The following is a 15,718-nucleotide window of genomic DNA, read 5'->3' as shown; positions in this document are numbered from 1 at the left end:
GCTGTTGCTGTGAAGGCTTTATGATAATATCGCCGACGTTCCTTTTTCCTTGGAGAAAACAATGAAACTGACTTTGCCTGACTATCAGCAAGCTAATGTTCTGGTTGTTGGAGACGTGATGCTTGATCGCTACTGGTATGGCCCAACGGGACGTATCTCCCCGGAAGCGCCGGTACCTGTGGTGAAAATCAACCAAACAGAAGAACGTCCGGGCGGTGCAGCAAACGTGGCAATGAACATTGCAGCGTTGGGCGGGAAGGCACAACTGATTGGTCTTGTAGGTCAGGATGAGCAGGCGCAGGTGCTAAAAGACACCCTGGGATCGTTGAACGTGGCGTGTGATTTTGTGGAGCTGCTGGACTACCCAACTATCACCAAACTGCGCGTTATGAGTCGTAACCAGCAGCTGATCCGCTTGGACTTTGAAGAAGGTTTTCACGATGTGGATGTGCAGCCAATCTTGTCCCGTATTGAAGCGGCGCTGTCAAACACCAAAGTGATGATCCTGTCAGATTATGCCAAAGGCGCATTGGCAAATGTTCAGCCAATGATCCAGTTGGCCCGCAAGGCGGGTGTGGCGACGTTGGTCGATCCTAAAGGTACAGATTTTGAACGCTATCGTGGTGCGACCATGTTGACGCCAAACATGAGTGAGTTTGAAGCGGTAGTAGGGGCCTGTCGTACGGAAGAAGAGATTGTTGAGCGTGGCCTGGCGCTGATTGAGAAGTTTGAGTTTAACGCATTGCTGGTGACCCGCAGTGAAAATGGCATGACACTGATTCGTGCTGGCCACGAGCCGCTGAACCTGCCCACACTGGCCAAAGAGGTGTATGACGTGACCGGTGCCGGTGATACGGTGATTTCGGTTGTGGCAGCGTCTTTGGCGGCGGGTAAGCCGTTTGAAGATGCGTGTGCGCTGGCGAATGCAGCAGCCGGCGTGGTGGTCGGTAAACTGGGAACGTCCACGCTGTCGACGATTGAACTGACGGAAGCGGTGTATGGCAGCCACCATTCCGGTTACGGTGTCGTGACTGAAGATCAACTGAAAGCCGCGGTACAGATGGCACAGTCCCGTGGCGAGAAAGTGGTGATGACCAACGGGTGTTTCGACATTTTACATGCCGGTCATGTGGCGTATCTTAATGAAGCCGCGAAACTGGGCGATCGCCTGATTGTGGCAGTGAATACCGATGAGTCTGTTCGTGGACTGAAAGGACCGGGTCGTCCGGTAAATCCGACTGATCGCCGCATGGCTGTGCTGGCGGGGTTGGGCGCTGTAGATTGGGTGGTGCCATTCAGTGAAGAAACGCCACAGCGCCTTATCAGCGAAGTGTTGCCAAACATGTTGGTAAAAGGTGGAGACTATAAACCGGAAGAGATTGCTGGTGGTAAAGAAGTGATTGCCGCAGGCGGTGAAGTTCGTGTGTTGAATTTTGAAGAAGGTTGTTCAACCTCTGAGATCATCAATTCTATTCTGGGTGGCCACAATAAAGCGTAATGCTTATTGATGGCTGATTGAACAGAAAAAAGGCGCCCTTTCAACAGGCGCCTTTTTCATGTTTTTCAACCATTACTTTTTCGGTGGCAACAGACCGTTGTTAATATCAACCAGGTCTTGTTCACTCAGTGTCCCGATAGCCTGACGCAATTGCAGCACATTCAGGATGTAGTCATAACGTGCGTTGGACAGGTTGCGGTTGGCATCATACAGGCGGCGGGTTGCATCCAGTACGTCAACAATGGTTCGGGTACCCACTTCAAAACCGGCTTCGGTGGCTTCCAATGCTGACCGTTGTGAAATCACGGTTTGCTCATAGGCACGCAGTGCACCAATGCTGGCGTTGATGTTGTTGTAGAACGCACGCACATCTTTCACGGTTGTACGGTACGTCCCTTCCAACTGCTCAGAGGCAGCCACATACCTGAACTGCGCTTCTTTTACGCCAGCACTGATAGAACCACCGCTGTACAGAGGCATATTGAAGTTAATGCCTCCCGCTAGCTCATTATTATTGATATCACGGGATGAGTCTGTCTTGTTTTCCTGATCGGTATAGCCATAGCCTACATCAAGCGTCAATGATGGCAGGTGTCCAGATTCTGCCAAGCTGATACGTTCTTTTGCCGCATCACGGGAAATACGTTGTGCCAGCAGGTTCAGGTTGCCTTCTTCTGCGCGTTTGACCAGCTCCTCAACCGTTTGTTGGGGGCGGGTTGCCGAGAAGGTTTTGGTATTCAGGATATACAGGTCTGAATGACGGGTACCAGTGATTTCACGCAGTGCTTCGTAGCTGTTGGAGACTTCGTTTTCTGACAGGATTTCCTGTGCCAGTACAGCGTCATATTGTGCCTGCGCGTCATGCACATCGGTGATGGCAGAAAGACCCACTTCAAAACGTTGTTTGGTTTGTTCCAGTTGACGACCCACTGCCGCTTTTTCGGCGCGGACAAAAATCAGATCGTCAATAGCACGCAACACATTGAAGTACGCTTGGGAAACACGAAGAATGAGCCCCTGCTGCTCCGCCGCGTAAACCGCATCTGCCTGGCGGGCAGTGATTTCAGCGATATCCAAGTTGATCCAACTGTTTTGCTCAAACAACTCCTGCTTCAGGGTTACACCCGCCGTGAGGGTGTTTGTATCACTCACAATGTTGTCGCTGTTGCGGGAGAGATTGTAACCCGCTTGCAGATTGATTTGTGGCAGCAGTGTACCACGGTTGGTATCCACCGCCGCAAAGGCTGCATCCTTAGTGGCTGCTGCTTGCAGAAGTTGAGGGTCGCTTTGCTTCGCCTGCTCGTAAACCTGAATCAGATCATCAGCGCTTGCCAGGGGAGCGGCGGTACCCAGCGCAACCCCGATAAAAAAGGGGAGCAATTTTTTCATAGTCAGTAATCCCTGAACGTATAATTATTTGGTCAGTTATCAAAAGGTATCCGGACCTTACGGCTAGCCTTAGTTTAAACCATGGAGGCTTGCTTGGAACTGACAATGTGATGGTTTCTTGAGAAAAATTCATTGTAAAACTGTCAGAACCATAAAGGCATTCAAATAATTCTGCAATCTATACCAAAAAAGTCGGGGTATAACGTTGCAGTCTCGTCTTTTGACCATTTATTATTTGCCTCCTGATTACAGGAGTAGAGGGATACGCTGTGCCGCAGCCAAATAGCCCATCCCAGTTTGGACAGGATGATGTCACCATTGAGGCCAATGACGTTGTCTATAATGGTTACTTCAAGATGGTGAAATACCGCTTCCGGCACCGACTTTTTTCCGGTGGCTGGAGTGGACCGATTGAACGCGAGCTTTTTGAGCGTGGACATGCCGTAGCGATGCTGCCTTACGACCCTGTTTCAGACAAGGTGGTGATGGTCGAGCAAATTCGTGTCGGCGCGATGGTGGCAAGTGATTCTCCCTGGCAACTCGAGATTGTCGCTGGGATCATCGATAAAGATGAAACCCCGGAAGCGGTGGCTGTGCGTGAAGCCGAAGAAGAAGCCGGTCTTAACGTGCAAAAGCTGCTGCCGATGACCCGTTACCTGTCAAGCTCGGGTGGTTGCTCGGAGCGCATTCATCTTTACCTTGGTATTGTGGACGCTTCGCAGGCAGGTGGCGTACATGGGTTGGCCGAAGAGGATGAAGATATCCTTGTCCATGTGGTGCCGTTTATGACGGCCATGCAATGGATGAATGAGGGCAAAATTGAAAATGCCGCTTCGATCATTGCGCTGCAATGGCTGGCCATGAACAGGGAAAGGTTACGCGCCGTAGACGTATAAGCGGGCTTGTCAGGTTGTGCTGGAATGGAGGTAGGTTGAAGCAAAAGTACAGGGTTAATTTGAATGCGCTGATGCGTATGTATGAGACCAACTATGCCAAATTGCTTAGACTGATGCCGCGTGACGATGATGTGGGGATGTCCTGTGTCTACGACATCCAGGGCAATGAATACCAGATGGATATTTTAGAATCGACACGTTACACCACCTTACTGGATATCTGGCTACGTGGAGATGCCCCTCACTATTTGCGCCCCAGACTGACAGTGCGTATGTATCACGATGCACGTGTCGCTGAAGTGTGTACCACTCAGCAGATTTCTCGCATTAAGCCGCGTTATGATTATCCCAACCCGCGCATGCACCAGAGAGATGAAAAGCACCAGGTAAATGCTTTCCTTGCTGACTGGCTTGCGCATTGCCTGCGAAACGGTATCACAAAACAGAATATAATTTATTAGTTTGACGTGCATAGGCACGCATTTACGATCAAGGTTTTCAAGACGTTGCGGATAAGCCATCAACCTAGCCAATACAGCCAGACCGTCCGGTTGTTACAAATTACAGATACCCACCTGTTTGCTGATCCCTATGGCAGTCTGCTGGGGGTGAAGACTGCTGCAAGCTTTCAGGCTGTGGTCGAAAATATTCAATCCTTGGGGGTTGAATTCGATGCCATGATAGCGACCGGTGACATTTCACAGGACCATACTGCTGAATCCTACCAACGTTTTGTTGATGGTATTTCCCACTGGACGCAACCCTGTTTTTGGTTGCCGGGTAACCATGATTTCCAGCCTGAAATGCAAGCTGTTTTGGCACAATCTCCCCTTCAGCGCAGCGACGTTGTTCTGATGGGGGAACATTGGCAACTGGTCATTCTGGATAGTCAGGTAAAGGGCGTCCCGCACGGAAGACTCTCTGAGGCGCAACTGGCTCTTCTGGATCTAGCTCTGGTAACCCACTCTGAGCGCTATACTCTAGTGCTGCTTCACCATCATCCACTTCCCGCCGGCAGTGCCTGGCTGGACCAACATCAATTACATAATCGGGATGAATTCTGGACTGTGGTGGACAGACACACTAATGTGAAAGGTGTGGTTTGTGGACATATCCATCAGGCGCTGGATACACACTACAAAGGCTGTCGCGTGATGGCAGCGCCGTCTACCTGCATCCAGTTCAAGCCAGATTCCGATGACTTTGCGCTCGATACGACCAATCCAGGCTGGCGTGAGATTGAACTGCACCATGACGGTACGATTTCCAGTTATGTAGGTCGACTGAAAGGCACGGATTTTCAGCCAGACATGAATTCATCCGGTTACTAGGTCCTGATATGCCTTCCTTGCTTCTCTATATTCACGGTTTCAACAGCTCGCCCTTGTCGGCAAAAGCACAACAAATGCAGACTTGGTGTAGGTTGCATCGTCCGGACATAAAGCTGGAAGTTCCCCGTCTCGCCTGCTACCCTGCCGAAGCTGCAGCTCAACTCCAGCAAGTTGTTGAGACCTATAAAAACGACTATTGCATTGGTTTGGTGGGGAGTTCTCTCGGTGGTTATTTCTCGACTTGGTTAAACGCCAACTACGGCTTTCGGGCCGCCTTGATCAATCCGGCAGTTAAGCCTTACGAATTGCTGGCCGGTTACCTTGGCGCGCAGCAAAATCCCTATACCGGTGAACATTATTTGCTTGAGCCACACCATATGGATGAGCTTAAAGCGTTGGACGTGGCATCCATTGCCAAACCGGAAACCCTGTGGCTGCTGCAGCAAGAAGGCGATGAGGTACTTGATTTCAGAGATGCCGTCACCAAGTATCAAGGGTGCAAGCAGACGGTTGAGCCCGGTGGCGATCACGCTTTTGTCGGGTTCGACAGATACCCCGCTGACATCATTCAATTCCTGGGACTGTGATCACAACTCACAGAATAACCCCGTCAGCCGTGGCAATATTTGACAAGCTGGCGGGGCATCACTGACCATGTGACAAAATTTAGAAAACCAATCATCTATGACAGAGCAAGTTTATAACGCGGGATCCATTGAGGTTCTCAATGGTCTTGAACCGGTGCGTCGTCGTCCCGGTATGTATACAGACACGACCCGTCCGAACCATCTCGGTCAAGAAGTTATCGACAACAGTGTTGATGAGGCATTGGCAGGGCATGCACGGAAAGTGGAAGTTATCCTTCATGCGGATCAGTCCCTTGAGGTTATCGATGACGGCCGGGGCATGCCGGTGGATATCCACCCGGAAGAAGGGGTGTCCGGGGTGGAGCTGATCCTGTGTAAACTCCACGCCGGGGGTAAGTTCTCCAACAAGAACTATCAGTTCAGCGGTGGTTTGCATGGCGTAGGTATTTCAGTGGTCAATGCCCTGTCAAAACGCGTGGAAGTCTCGGTAAAACGTGACGGACAGGTATATGACATTGCCTTCGAACATGGCGAAAAAGTGCAGGAGCTGACCGTCACCGGTACCTGTGGCCGACGGGCTAAGGGCACCCGTGTCCATTTCTGGCCTGATTCCTCTTATTTTGATTCGCCGAAATTCTCTGTTTCCCGCCTGAAAAATATCCTGAAAGCCAAAGCGGTATTGTGTCCTGGTCTTGAGATTGTTTTCACCGACAAAAATACCGATGAAACCATTACGTGGTGCTATGAAAGTGGTTTGAAAGAGTACCTGGCGGAAGGCGTTAGAGGGTATGAATTGCTGCCGGAAGAGCCTTTTGTCGGAGAGTTCAGCGCGTCGAATGAAGCGGCGGACTGGGCGGTGATCTGGCTGCCGGAAGGGGGCGAGCTCATCACCGAGAGTTACGTTAACCTGATCCCAACGGCGCAAGGCGGCACCCACGTCAATGGCTTGCGCCAGGGGCTTCTGGATGCCATGCGTGAGTTCTGTGAATTCCGCAACCTGCTGCCACGCGGTGTGAAGCTGACGGCAGATGATATCTGGGATCGCTGTGCGTACGTGCTGTCAGTGAAAATGCAGGATCCACAGTTTGCCGGTCAGACTAAAGAGCGCCTCTCTTCACGCCAGTGCGCGGCGTTTGTCTCCGGGGTGGTAAAAGATTCCTTTAGCCTGTGGTTGAATGAGCGTCCACAGCTTGCAGAGCAACTGGCAGAAGTCTGTATTGCCAACGCGCACCGCCGCATGCGCGCGGCAAAAAAAGTGGTGCGTAAGAAAGTGGCCTCAGGCCCGGCATTGCCCGGCAAGCTGACCGACTGCGCCATGCAGGACCTGTCACGCACTGAATTGTTCCTCGTTGAGGGGGACTCGGCAGGCGGTTCGGCCAAACAGGCCCGTGACCGTGAATTCCAGGCCATCATGCCGCTTCGCGGTAAGATCCTTAACACCTGGGAAGTCTCCGCCGATCAGGTGCTGGCCTCTCAGGAAGTGCATGATATTTCTGTGGCACTCGGTATTGATCCTGACAGCGACGATCTGAGCGGCCTGCGTTACGGCAAGATCTGTATCCTCGCCGATGCGGACTCCGACGGCCTGCATATCGCGACCCTGCTTTGCGCCCTGTTTGTCAAACATTTCCGCGCGCTGGTAAAAGCTGGCCATGTGTATGTTGCAATGCCGCCATTGTACCGCATCGACTGCGGCAAAGAGGTCTATTACGCGCTGGATGACGAAGAGAAAGCCGGCATCCTTGAACGGTTGAGCCAGAAGCGCGCCAAAATTGATGTGCAGCGATTTAAAGGTCTGGGTGAAATGAACCCACTGCAGCTGCGCGAGACCACCATGGACCCGAATACCCGCCGTCTGGTACAGCTGACTATCGACGATCAGGAAGAAACTGACCGTATGATGGACATGCTGCTGGGTAAAAAACGCGCAGAAGATCGTCGCCACTGGTTGCAAGATAAAGGCGACATGGCTGAGCTGGTTGAGATTTTATAAGATTCTAAGATCGGACGTTTTCAATGACTGATATCACTTATGACGGTGTCGAACAGCTTCCATTAAGGAAGTTTACTGAGGATGCATACCTCAACTATTCGATGTACGTCATCATGGACCGTGCGCTGCCTTTTATCGGTGACGGCCTGAAACCGGTACAACGCCGCATCATTTATGCGATGTCTGAGCTGGGGCTGTCAGCCACAGCCAAATACAAGAAATCAGCCCGCACCGTGGGTGACGTGCTGGGTAAGTATCACCCGCACGGTGATTCTGCCTGTTATGAAGCCATGGTACTGATGGCGCAACCATTCTCCTACCGCTACCCGCTGGTTGATGGTCAGGGCAACTGGGGTGCGCCGGACGATCCCAAATCCTTCGCGGCGATGCGTTACACCGAATCGCGTCTGTCCCGCTTCTCTGAAGTGCTGCTGTCTGAATTAGGGCAGGGCACTGTCGACTGGCAGCCAAACTTTGATGGCACCATGAAGGAGCCGAAAGCGTTGCCTTCACGCCTGCCGCATATCCTGCTGAACGGCGTGACCGGTATCGCGGTGGGTATGGCGACCGATATTCCACCACATAATGCCCGAGAAGTGGCGAATGCGCTGGTGGCATTGATTGATTCACCCACGCTGGATTTAGATGGCCTGCTTGAGCACGTCAAAGGACCGGACTATCCGACCGAAGCGGAAATCATTACCCCACAGGTTGAGCTTAAAAAGCTGTACCGTGATGGTCGCGGCTCAATCAAAATGCGTGCCCGTTGGCATAAAGACAATGGCGATATCGTGATCACCGCACTGCCGCATCAGGTATCCGGTGCGAAGCTTCTGGAGCAAATTGCCAACCAGATGCGCGCGAAGAAGCTGCCGATGGTGGATGACCTGCGTGATGAATCGGATCATGAGAACCCCACCCGGATCGTGATCGTGCCGCGTTCAAACCGTGTGGATTGTGAGCAGTTGATGAACCACCTGTTTGTGTCGACCGATCTGGAAAAGAGCTATCGCGTTAACCTGAATATGATTGGCCTTGATGGCCGTCCTCAGGTGAAAGGCTTGCTGAAAATCCTGACCGAATGGCTGGAGTTCCGCCGTGAAACCGTGCGTCGCCGCCTGCAATACCGTCTGGATAAAGTGCTGGCACGCCTGCACATCCTGGAAGGTTTACTGGTTGCCTATCTCAACATTGATGAAGTGATTGAGATTATCCGCACCGAAGATGAGCCGAAAAAAGAGCTGATGAGCCGTTTTGGCCTCAGCGAGAAACAGGCTGAAGCGATCCTTGAAATCAAACTGCGCCAGTTGGCGAAGCTTGAAGAGATCAAGATCCGCGGTGAGCAGGATGAACTGAACAAAGAGCGCGAGCAGCTGGAAAAAGTGCTGGGCTCTGAGCGTCGCATGAACACCCTGCTGAAAAAAGAGATCCTCGCCGATGCAGAAAAATACGGTGATGAGCGCCGCTCACCACTGGTTGAGCGTGCAGAAGCAAAAGCGATGACGGAACGTGACCTGATCCCGAGTGAGCCGATCACTGTGGTGTTGTCAGAAAAAGGGTGGATCCGTCATGCCAAAGGCCATGATGTTGACCCAACCTCACTGAGCTATAAATCCGGCGACAGCTATCTGGCTTCTGCCCGGGGTAAAAGCAACCAGCCCGTGGTGTTTATCGGCAGTGATGGCCGCAGCTATGCGCTGGAGTCCCATACACTGCCATCGGCACGTAGCCAGGGTGAGCCAATTACCGGCCGCCTGAACATCACCGCAGGAACGGCAGTACGCCACGTGATGATGGGAGAGAATGACAATCTGGTACTGATGGCATCCGATGCCGGTTACGGGTTTGTTTGTAAGCAAGACGATTTGCTGTCGAAAAACCGCAGCGGTAAAGCCTTGTTGAGCCTGCCTCAGGCGGCAGAAGTAATGCCGCCGCAGCGTGTGGCGGATATCGAGACTGACGATATCGTGGCCATTACCAACGAAGGCCGTATGCTGGTCTTCCCGGTGAAAGAGCTGCCACAGCTGGGTAAAGGTAAAGGGAATAAGATCATCAATATTCCTTCGGCGCGGGCAAAGGCGCGTGAAGAGCTGTTGACGCAACTGTTCGTGATCCCGCAGGGGGCGTCAGTCACCTTGCATGCCGGTAAGCGCAAGCTGTCACTCAAGCCAACAGACATCGATAACTTCCGTGGAGAGCGTGGCCGACGGGGTTCAATGTTGCCGCGAGGCTTGCAGCGTGTCACCGCCATTGAGATCGCCAAGCCAGAAAGCGCCGAGCCGGAGACGACGGACGCTGAATGATAGAAAGCCCTCTCCGGAGGGCTTTTTCTGGTGTGTTAGCCAAGGTTGTTTGTATATACTAGGCGCATCCTCGTTTAGCGAACATGTGTACGCTGTAATTTTTACCTGACCGCAGGGCTGGAAGCCCGACTTTTTGCGGCTAAATGGTGTTAGGAGAATGTGAATGTACTTTATACTGCGACTGTTGGCTGTCGCGCTGTTTGCGATTGTCATGTTTGTATTCGGTTGTGGTTACTGCCTGTTCAGCCCGAGAAATCCAAAGCACGTTTATACTTTTGGCCGTTTATTCGGCAAATTGTCATCCCTGTTCGGGATCAAACTTCACCTGCGTCAGAGTGAAGCATCAAAAGCCGTGGGAACCTGTGTGTATATTGCCAACCACCAGAGCAACTGGGATTTGGTGACGGTGTCTAATGCTGTGCGCCCCCGGGCAGTGACAGTGGGTAAGAAAAGCCTGGCGTATATCCCTATCTTTGGCACCCTGTACTGGCTAACCGGCAACATTCTGATTGACCGCAACAACCGCAGCAAGGCGGTGGGTACCATTGGCCAGGTGGTTGACCAAATCAAGGACAATGATGTGTCGGTATGGCTGTTCCCGGAAGGTACGCGCTCGCGTGGACGTGGCCTTCTGCCGTTTAAAACTGGCGCATTCCATGCTGCTGTGGGGGCAGGGGTTCCAATCGTGCCTATCGTGTGCAGTTCAACCAATCACCTGAGTGCATCACGGGGTGATAACGGCCATATTATTGTTGAAGTGATGGATCCGATTTCAATTGAAGGCTACAGCAAAGAGAACGTGCGCGAATTGGCACAAAAATGCCATGACATCATGGCGGCTAAGCTGGCAGAGTTGGATGCAGAAGTAGCCGAACTGAACAAGAAGTAATAAACTACTCAACAGATTGAGTAGTGAAAAGCCTAAAGGATACGCAGCGCGTATCCTTTTGTTGTTTTTGGCGCGTTTGGTTTGTATGAGAAGTAATACACTATGCTGAGAGATCAGGTCGTTTTGGTAACAGAAAGTGGCGAGCCGACGGGGCTGGCAGAAAAACTGGCTGCGCACCAGCAAGGGTTGTTGCATCTGGCATTTTCTGTGATGATTTACCGTGAAACACCTGCAGGACGTGAGTATCTTCTGCAGCAGCGCGCACTGGGCAAGTATCACAGTGGTGGGCTTTGGACCAACACCTGTTGTTCTCACCCTATGCAGGGTGAGCCGGTTGATGTGGCGGCCAGGCGCCGCCTGAATGAAGAGCTCGGTATTGTTGCCCCGCTGGATTTGGCGCTGGGTGACAGGTTTCGCTATCGCGCTGAGCTTGATAATGGACTGACCGAACATGAGCTGGATCAGATCATGGTCAGTTGTGTGGATGATGTCGACGTGGTGCCGGACCCGGAAGAGGTGATGGACTGGCGCTGGTGGACAGAGCGCGAGATCAGCGAAGCGCTTCAGGAAAAGCCGGAGCAGTTTACCGCCTGGTTTCGTCAGGTGCTGGACAGAGTGTCTTTACAGCTCGCCGCATAGCGGTGCTCAGAAAAACAAAAAGCGACCGTATGTGGTCGCTTTTTCAATCTTGGTGTTTAGCGTTTATTTGCGTACAGCAATCGCTTCGATTTCAATACCCACATCTTTTGGCAGACGAGCTACTTCAACACATGAACGTGCTGGGTAGTGTTCAACACCGTGTTCATCGAAGAACTTGCCGTACACCTCGTTAACGGTGCCGAAGTCGTTCAGATCTTTGACGAATACAGTCAGCTTGACAATGTCGCCAACGGTCAGGCCTGAAGACTCAACCACTGCTTTCACGTTTTCCAGGGATTGGCGTGCTTGAACGGCGATATCTGGGGACACTTCACCGGTCTCAGGGTTGACCGGGATCTGTCCTGAAGTCAGTACCATGTTGCCCAGATCAACGCCTTGAATATATGGGCCAATTGCAGCAGGCGCCTTTTCAGTGTGAAGCACTTTAGTCATTAATTTATCCTTAATCTAAACAATCATGTTGGATGTGGGCTTAGTCTGCACTGAGCCAGCGCTGTCGTAAACCCAATCCATCACATTTTATCCCTGAAATAGTCGGTGATGGCGCTCATCGACAGGAAAAGCCAACAACAAGGCTGGCTTTTCAACGGGATGAAGGGCAGGAAAAGCTGCTGCCCTTAGAGGGGCGAAACCCTAGTGGTTTTCTGTCATGATCTCCCGGGAGAACACTTTCTCGCAGTATTTGCACTTCAGATACACATCGTCGGCCTTTTCGATGACATTAAAGCTGCTTTCTACGGCTTTTTCATCGTGGGTAATGCAGTTACTGTTCGGACAACAGTATATACCTTGAATGCTTTTGGGCAGTGTCAGTGGCAGTTTGGCAACCACTTCATAGTTTTCGATTTGGTTGACGGTGGCATTGGGAGCATACAGTGCCAGCTGCTGTGCCTGCTCTTCGCTGACGAAGATATTTTCAATCTTGATAAGATCTTTGGCGCCAAGGGCGGATGAAGGCAGGTTAAGACCAACCGTTACACGCTCATTGGTCTTATGCAGTTTGAACAGCTTCATCACTTTAAAGCCGATATTGGCAGGGATGTGGTCGATAACGGTGCCGTTCTTGATGGCTTCAACCTGTAGTTTGTGATCTTTTCCCATGATGTTTCTCCTGCCTTAAATGCTTCCGTTAATGACCAGTGCCAGCAATGCCTGGCGTGCATACACCCCATTTTCCGCCTGCTCGAAATAGTAAGCGTAAGGGGTTTTATCGACTGCCACGGTGATTTCATCTACCCGTGGCAATGGGTGGAGAACTTTTAGGTTGTCGCGGGCGTTGGTAAGTTGCGGGGTATCCAAAATAAAAGCGGCTTTGATGTGCTGGTATTCTGACTCGTCAAGACGCTCTTTTTGTACCCGGGTCATATAAAGGATATCGAGCTCTGGCACCACCTCTTCGATACTGGTGTGCAGACTGTAAGGAATACCTTGATCGTCGAGCTCTTCCAGAATGTAGTCCGGCATTGCCAGTGCTTCCGGCGCGATAAAGTAGAATTGGTTGTTATTGAATTTTGACAGCGCTTGGGTCAGGGAATGGACAGTGCGTCCGTATTTTAGGTCGCCCACCATCGCCACTTTCAGGTTATCCAGACGGCCCTGGGTTTCGTAGATACTGAAAAGATCCAGCAGGGTTTGGGTTGGATGCTGGTTTGCGCCATCGCCACCATTGATAACGGGAACTCCCCTTGAAAATTCTGAGGCCAGTCGTGCCGCCCCTTCTTTTGGGTGGCGCATGACAAAGGCGTCGACGTAAGAAGAGATCACCTGCACTGAGTCAGACAGGGTTTCGCCTTTTTTTCCTGAAGAGGTGTTGCCGCCGTCTGGGAAACCAATCACGGTGCCGCCAAGACGCTGAACCGCGGTTTCGAAAGACAGGCGGGTTCGGGTGGACGCCTCGAAGAAGCAGCTTGCCACGACCTTGTTTTTCAGCAAGGTAGGGTTGGGCTCAGCTTTGAGTTTACCGGCAGTATCGACGATAAGTTCCAGCTCTTCACGGGATAACTCCGGGATGGAGATGATGTGTTTGTTGTGCAGCGAGGTCGCCATGTCTTCTCTCCCTTAACAGATTCCATGTGCTGTTATTTTTGGGCAATTAACAGCCGCAGTGGTGGTACATTTTGGTCAAAAAAAAGCCTCCCGATAAGGAGGCTTTTTTGAATCCAGTAAAAACGAAAAAGGGGGCCAATGCCGGGAGTCGGCAGGTTTTAGCGGTCAACAATGTCACTAAATTTGGCATTCCGGTTCGTTTTTTTGACAAATTGCGGAGGATTATACGCCCATTTTTGTCCGGTGCAAGGCAGGAAAAGTGATATGGCTCTGTTGGGAAATATAAACCGCGCAGCTGCGCGGTTTAGTCTGTTCGATAAAAGAAGGCAGGGGTTAATGTCCCAGTGTAGCGACCATCACGGCTTTGATGGTGTGCATGCGGTTTTCCGCCTCATCAAAAACGATGGAGTACTCAGATTCAAAGACCTCTTCGGTGACTTCGAGCCCTTTCATGCCATATTTTTTTGCCACTTCTGCGCCAAGGGTGGTTTCATCATTGTGGAATGCAGGCAGGCAGTGCATAAATTTGACGTTTGGGTTACCGGTCGCTTTAATCACGTCCATGTTGACCTGATAGGGTTTCATCATCGCAACGCGCTCGTCCCAGGCTTCTTTGGACTCACCCATAGAGACCCAGACATCAGTATAAAGGAAGTCACAGCCCTGCACGCCTTCTTCCACGTTTTCTGTCAGGGTGATTTGTGCGCCGGTTTTTTCGGCTATCGCCTGGCATTCTTCTACCAGCGTTTCTTCAGGCCAAAACTGGCTGGGGGCCACCAGGCGGATATCCATGCCCATTTTTGCCGCCCCCACCATCAGGGAATTGCCCATATTGTTGCGGGCATCACCCAGGTAGGCAAATTTGATGTCAGACAGCTTCTTGCCCTGCCCATGTTCAAGCATGGTCAGGAAGTCTGCCAGGATCTGGGTGGGGTGAAATTCGTCTGTCAGGCCATTCCATACCGGGACACCAGCATATTGTCCCAGCTCTTCAACGATATCCTGGCCAAAACCACGGTACTGAATACCGTCATACATACGGCCAAGCACACGGGCAGTGTCTTTCATCGATTCTTTGTGGCCAATCTGGGAGCCAGACGGGCCGATATAGGAAACCTTTGCGCCTTGGTCAAATGCCGCGACTTCAAAAGCACATCGCGTGCGGGTGGAGGCTTTCTCAAAGATCAGGGCGATGTTTTTTCCTGTCAGGCGCGGCTGCTCATAGCCACCATATTTGGCTTTTTTTAGCTCGGCAGACAAGTCTAACAGGTGTGCAATCTCCTGCGGCGTGAAATCCAGCAGCTTGAGAAAGTTCCGGTTACGCAGATTAAATGCCATGTTTGAGGTCCCTTTCTAAAATCCTACTTGTGACCTGTTTTATGTCACGCTGATATCAGTCATGATTCTGACTCATTTTTGATTATTGATTCAACCCCTTTGAATAAATATTTATTTGTATTTGATCGCTACTTTCTTCAGGCGAGAGAAAAAATCCCGGTTGAGATGACGGTATCAGTTTGTGTGTGGGGCTGGTGCCTTAGACATCTTCATGCTCAATAGGGCAGGTCAAACAGCGCATTCTCCATCACTTGGCCTGTGTGGGTTGTCTGGAGGCTTATTGTATAGGAGAGGGAGTGAATTTGGCGTGGCAAACCACACCAATCCGTGCCATAGTGCTGCCGTTAATAAAGAGCTGGAGTGAGCCGATGTCTTACGCTGACATTATTGAAGAACAAAAAGCGGAAACCCGTGAAATTATTGAAGCGTTGCTGGAAGATGGCAGCGATCCTGATGCACTTTATACCATCGAACACCACCTTTCTGCAGACAGTTTTGCTGAACTGGAAAGCGCTGCTGTGGAAGCGTTTAAAATGGGCTTTGAAGTGTTGGAAGCGGAAGAGCTTGAGCTGGAAGATGGCAGCACAGTGATTTGCTTTGACGCTGTGATGGAATCAGCATTGGACGCTGACCGCATTGATGAGCAGGTAGAAAAGCTGGTGAAACTGGCTGAAAAGTACAACATCGATTATGACGGTTGGGGCACCTATTTTGAATCGGACGAAGAAGACGCCGAAGAAGAAGGTGAATTAGAAGAAGACGATTAACCGTCGCTGACTGAAAAAGCT

At 51.3% G+C, this 15,718-nt stretch carries 15 protein-coding genes; 10 read left to right on the top strand and 5 right to left on the bottom strand.

Translation table 11 applies throughout. The features are described from left to right. Positions 1 to 61: 61 nt before the first annotated feature. Complete coding sequence (hldE, locus tag VHA_RS10280) at positions 62 to 1,498, top strand: bifunctional D-glycero-beta-D-manno-heptose-7-phosphate kinase/D-glycero-beta-D-manno-heptose 1-phosphate adenylyltransferase HldE (protein WP_005503998.1); 1,437 nt, start codon at positions 62 to 64, stop codon at positions 1,496 to 1,498. Between the two features lie 72 nt (positions 1,499 to 1,570). On the opposite strand, the gene tolC is transcribed toward hldE, so the two are convergent. Next, a complete protein-coding gene (gene tolC, locus VHA_RS10275; protein WP_005503997.1) occupies positions 1,571 to 2,887 on the bottom strand; it encodes an outer membrane channel protein TolC in 1,317 nt (438 codons plus the stop codon). A gap of 269 nt (positions 2,888 to 3,156) precedes the next feature. Between tolC and nudF the strand changes: the two genes are divergently transcribed. From nudF to idi, 8 genes are all read left to right on the top strand, one after another. Beyond that, positions 3,157 to 3,783 carry an ADP-ribose diphosphatase gene (nudF, locus tag VHA_RS10270; protein WP_005503996.1) on the top strand — a complete coding sequence of 209 codons (627 nt, stop codon included), beginning with the start codon at positions 3,157 to 3,159 and terminating at the stop codon, positions 3,781 to 3,783. A 35-nt stretch (positions 3,784 to 3,818) separates the two neighbouring features. Then, the gene (locus tag VHA_RS10265) at positions 3,819 to 4,244 is read left to right on the top strand and encodes a DUF1249 family protein (protein WP_226926514.1); all 426 of its coding nucleotides are present in this window, start codon (positions 3,819 to 3,821) and stop codon (positions 4,242 to 4,244) included. Between the two features lie 45 nt (positions 4,245 to 4,289). Then, a complete protein-coding gene (cpdA, locus tag VHA_RS10260; protein ID WP_005503993.1) occupies positions 4,290 to 5,114 on the top strand; it encodes a 3',5'-cyclic-AMP phosphodiesterase in 825 nt (274 codons plus the stop codon). A gap of 8 nt (positions 5,115 to 5,122) precedes the next feature. After that, positions 5,123 to 5,701 carry an esterase YqiA gene (gene yqiA / locus VHA_RS10255; RefSeq protein WP_005503990.1) on the top strand — a complete coding sequence of 193 codons (579 nt, stop codon included), beginning with the start codon at positions 5,123 to 5,125 and terminating at the stop codon, positions 5,699 to 5,701. A gap of 97 nt (positions 5,702 to 5,798) precedes the next feature. Further along, complete coding sequence (gene parE, locus VHA_RS10250) at positions 5,799 to 7,694, top strand: DNA topoisomerase IV subunit B (RefSeq protein WP_040528620.1); 1,896 nt, start codon at positions 5,799 to 5,801, stop codon at positions 7,692 to 7,694. A gap of 23 nt (positions 7,695 to 7,717) precedes the next feature. Then, positions 7,718 to 9,997, top strand: a complete 2,280-nt coding sequence (gene parC, locus VHA_RS10245; protein WP_005503987.1) for a DNA topoisomerase IV subunit A — start codon at positions 7,718 to 7,720, stop codon at positions 9,995 to 9,997. 163 nt (positions 9,998 to 10,160) lie between these two features. After that, positions 10,161 to 10,886: a 1-acylglycerol-3-phosphate O-acyltransferase gene (locus tag VHA_RS10240; RefSeq protein WP_005503985.1), complete on the top strand. Its 726-nt coding sequence runs from the start codon at positions 10,161 to 10,163 to the stop codon at positions 10,884 to 10,886. A gap of 102 nt (positions 10,887 to 10,988) precedes the next feature. Then, the gene (idi, locus tag VHA_RS10235; protein ID WP_005503984.1) at positions 10,989 to 11,525 is read left to right on the top strand and encodes an isopentenyl-diphosphate Delta-isomerase; all 537 of its coding nucleotides are present in this window, start codon (positions 10,989 to 10,991) and stop codon (positions 11,523 to 11,525) included. 63 nt (positions 11,526 to 11,588) lie between these two features. Here idi and VHA_RS10230 read toward each other — a convergent pair whose 3' ends face one another. The 4 genes from VHA_RS10230 to argF all read right to left on the bottom strand — a co-directional run bounded on the left by VHA_RS10230 (position 11,589) and on the right by argF (position 14,930). Next, entirely contained in the window at positions 11,589 to 11,978 is a 390-nt protein-coding gene (locus tag VHA_RS10230; RefSeq protein ID WP_005503983.1) for a RidA family protein, read from the bottom strand. 201 nt (positions 11,979 to 12,179) lie between these two features. Further along, entirely contained in the window at positions 12,180 to 12,647 is a 468-nt protein-coding gene (gene pyrI / locus VHA_RS10225) for an aspartate carbamoyltransferase regulatory subunit (protein WP_005503982.1), read from the bottom strand. Between the two features lie 15 nt (positions 12,648 to 12,662). Continuing rightward, complete coding sequence (pyrB, locus tag VHA_RS10220) at positions 12,663 to 13,592, bottom strand: aspartate carbamoyltransferase (RefSeq protein WP_005503981.1); 930 nt, start codon at positions 13,590 to 13,592, stop codon at positions 12,663 to 12,665. Positions 13,593 to 13,925: 333 nt separating this feature from the next. Further along, positions 13,926 to 14,930, bottom strand: a complete 1,005-nt coding sequence (gene argF / locus VHA_RS10215) for an ornithine carbamoyltransferase (RefSeq protein ID WP_005503980.1) — start codon at positions 14,928 to 14,930, stop codon at positions 13,926 to 13,928. 368 nt (positions 14,931 to 15,298) lie between these two features. Between argF and rraB the strand changes: the two genes are divergently transcribed. Then, on the top strand, positions 15,299 to 15,697 hold the full coding sequence (gene rraB, locus VHA_RS10210) for a ribonuclease E inhibitor RraB (protein ID WP_005503979.1): 399 nt from the start codon (positions 15,299 to 15,301) through the stop codon (positions 15,695 to 15,697). The last annotated feature ends 21 nt before the right edge of the window (positions 15,698 to 15,718 follow it).

The organism is Grimontia hollisae CIP 101886 (assembly GCF_000176515.1).
Taxonomy (GTDB): domain Bacteria; phylum Pseudomonadota; class Gammaproteobacteria; order Enterobacterales; family Vibrionaceae; genus Enterovibrio; species Enterovibrio hollisae.
The sequence above is the reverse complement of the archived record's forward strand: the minus strand, read 5'-3'. Positions and strand labels throughout refer to the sequence as shown.